The 3,098-nt window shown below is 71.5% G+C and carries 2 protein-coding genes and 1 pseudogene; 1 reads left to right on the top strand and 2 read right to left on the bottom strand.

The window, feature by feature from the left end; genetic code table 11:
- Window positions 1-31: 31 nt before the first annotated feature.
- Together ACFU99_RS38910 and ACFU99_RS38905 are read right to left on the bottom strand one after the other, a co-directional pair.
- A complete protein-coding gene (locus tag ACFU99_RS38910; RefSeq protein WP_384402029.1) occupies window positions 32-1,246 on the bottom strand; it encodes an acyl-CoA dehydrogenase family protein in 1,215 nt (404 codons plus the stop codon).
- Between the two features lie 7 nt (window positions 1,247-1,253).
- Window positions 1,254-2,276 (bottom strand): phosphotransferase family protein, encoded by a 1,023-nt coding sequence (locus ACFU99_RS38905; RefSeq protein ID WP_384402026.1) that lies wholly within the window; start codon window positions 2,274-2,276, stop codon window positions 1,254-1,256.
- A gap of 150 nt (window positions 2,277-2,426) precedes the next feature.
- On the opposite strand from ACFU99_RS38905, the pseudogene ACFU99_RS38900 reads away from it, so the two are divergent.
- A pseudogene (locus ACFU99_RS38900) lies at window positions 2,427-3,098 on the top strand (glucarate dehydratase); the annotation flags it as partial.

Below are 3,098 nucleotides of genomic sequence, written 5' to 3'. Positions count from 1 at the left end.
GTTCCGGCCACCCCCTCACACGTGCCGCCGCTCAGAGGTACCGCTTCAGCTCCCGCCGCGCCAGCGACCGCTGGTGCACCTCGTCCGGGCCGTCCGCGAGCCGCAGGGTACGGGCGCCCGCCCACAGCTCCGCGAGCGGGAAGTCCTGGCTGACGCCGCCGGCCCCGTACAGCTGCACCGCCCGGTCGATGATGTCCACGACCGTGCGCGGCGTCGCGATCTTGATGGCCTGGATCTCGGTGTGCGCGCCGCGGTTGCCGACGGTGTCCATCAGCCACGCGGTCTTGAGCACCAGCAGCCGCAGCTGCTCCACCGCCACCCGCGCGTCCGCGATCCACTCCTGGACGACGCCCTGTTGGGCGAGCGGCTTCCCGAAGGCCGTACGGTCCATGGCGCGTCGGCACATCAGCTCGATGGTCCGCTCGGCCATCCCGATCAGCCGCATGCAGTGGTGGATGCGGCCGGGGCCGAGGCGGGCCTGGGCGATGGCGAAGCCGCCGCCCTCCTCGCCGATCAGGTTGGACGCGGGCACCCGCGCGCCGTCGAAGACGACCTCGGCGTGGCCGCCGTGCGAGTGGTCCTCGTAGCCGTAGACCTGCATGGCGCGCCGGACCTCGACGCCGGGGGTGTCGCGGGGGACCAGGACCATGGACTGCTGGCGGCGGAGGTCCGCGCCGTCCGGGTCGGTCTTGCCCATGACGATGAAGATCCGGCAGTCGGGGTTCATGGCCCCGGAGATGTACCACTTGCGGCCGGTGATGATGTAGTCGTCGCCGTCGCGCTCGATGTGCGTCTCGATGTTGGTGGCGTCGGACGAGGCGACCTCGGGCTCGGTCATCGCGAACGCGGACCGGATCTCCCCGGCGAGCAGCGGCTCCAGCCATTGCCGACGCTGCTCGGCGGTGCCGAACTGGGCGAGCACCTCCATGTTCCCGGTGTCGGGGGCGGCGCAGTTGAGGGCGGTGGGCGCGAGCTGCGGGCTGCGGCCGGTGATCTCGGCGAGCGGCGCGTACTGGAGGTTGGTGAGCCCGGCCCCGTACTTCTCGTCCGGCAGGAACAGGTTCCACAGGCCCCGCTCGCGCGCCTCGGCCTTGAGCTCCTCGACGATCGCCGGGGTGTCCCACGGAGAGGCCAGCTTCGCCCGCTGCTCGGCCGCGACCTGCTCGGCGGGGTGGACCCGCTCGTCCATGAAGGCGAGGAGTGCGGCGCGCAGCTCCTCGGTGCGGGCGTCGAATGCGAAGTCCATGGTGTGCTCAGCCCTCCTGAAGGGTGGTGAGTCCGTTGCGGATGAAGACCGGGACGAGGTCGCCGATGCGCTCGAAGCCCGAGCCGAGGGTCTGGCCGAGCGTGTAGCGGTAGTGGATGCCTTCGAGGATCACGGCGAGTTTGAAGTAGGCGAAGGCCGTGTACCAGGGCAGGGCGCCGAGGTCGCGGCCGGAGCCGGCGGCGTAGCGCTCCGCGATCTCGGCGGGTTCGGGGTGGCCGGGCGCGCCGCGCGTGGTGGCCACGGGGGAGCCCTCGACCGCCTCCTGCTCGCTGTACATCATCAGCAGGCCGAGGTCGGTGAGCGGGTCGCCGAGTGTGGACATCTCCCAGTCCAGGATCGCGTTGATCCGGTCGTCCGAGGTGACCAGGACGTTGTCGAGGCGGTAGTCGCCGTGCACGACGGCCGGCCCGGGGGAGCGCGGCAGCTTGCGGGCGAGGGCCTGGTGCAGCTCGTCGATGCCGGGCAGCTCGCGGTTGCGGGACGCCTCCAGCTGCTTGCCCCAGCGGCGGAGCTGCCGCTCCAGGAACCCGTCGGGCCGCCCGAAGTCCTCAAGTCCGACCGCGGCCGGCTCGACGGAGTGCAGCCGTACGAGCGTGTCGGCGAGGCCGAGGACCACCTCGCGGGTGCGCCGGGGGCCGATGGCCGAGAGCTGCTCGGCGCTGCGGTACGGGGTGCCGTCCACGAACTCCATGACGTAGAAGGGCGATCCGATGACGGCCTCGTCCTCGCAGAGCAGCAGCGTCTCGGGCACCGGCACGGCGGTGTCGTGCAGGGCGCTGATCACCCGGTACTCGCGGCCCATGTCGTGGGCGGTGGCGAGGACGTGGCCGAGCGGGGGGCGCCGCACCACCCAGCGGGAGTCGCCGTCGGTGACCGCGTACGTCAGGTTGGAGCGGCCTCCTTCGATCAGCTCGGCGGTGAGCTGCGCCGTCGTGAGTCCGGGGCGTTCGCGGTCCAGGTGGGCGCTCAGCCGCTCCAGATCGAGCCCCGGCGGGTTGCCCTTGCTCATCGCGTGCTCCTCGGTGTGGTGGATGTAGGCCAGTGGAACGGTAGGGGCGTGGTGCGTACGCGGAACATGATGCCGACCAGTCGGTATGTCGTCCAGTGATCTCGGGAAGAGATCTAGCGCACTGAACGCATCCCTGAATATGGTTCACGTATGGATACGTCGCTGACGATCGCAGAGGTTCACCTCACCCCGATCCTGATAGCCGACCCGCCCTTGCTCAACACCCAGGGCGTCCACCAGCCGTACACCCCGCGACTCATCGTCGAAGTCGTCACGCGCGACGGCGTGACGGGAGTGGGGGAGACCTACGGGGACGGCGACTACCTCGCGCTCGCCCGACCGCTCGCCGACTCCCTCATCGGCCAATCGGTCACGGACATGAACCGGCTCTTCTCGCTGGCCGAGGCGGCGGAATGCGCGGCGGCGGAGGAATCCCCCGCCGGGGCGGCGGCCGGGGGCGTCGACGCCGGAGGGCTGCGCGGCGTCCGCAGCGCCGCCAAACTCCGCCTCTCCGTCGTCTCCGGCTTCGAGGTGGCCTGCCTCGACGCGCTCGGCAGAACGCTCGGCCTGCCCGTGCACGCGCTCCTCGGCGGCAAGGTCCGCGACCGCGTCGAGTACAGCGCGTACCTCTTCTACCGCTGGGGCGCCCACCCCGGCCGACCCGCCTCCGACGCGCCCAAGGACGACTGGGGCGCCGCCCTCGACCCGCCGGGGATCGTCGCCCAGGCACGGCGCTTCGCCGACGCGTACGGCTTCCGCTCCTTCAAGCTCAAGGGCGGCGTCTTCCCGCCGGACGAGGAGATCGCCGCCGTACGGGCCCTG

The organism is Streptomyces sp. NPDC057654 (assembly GCF_042800135.1).
GTDB lineage: Bacteria > Actinomycetota > Actinomycetes > Streptomycetales > Streptomycetaceae > Streptomyces.
Note: the sequence above shows the minus strand (reverse complement) of the source record. Positions and strands in the feature narration are given on the sequence as shown.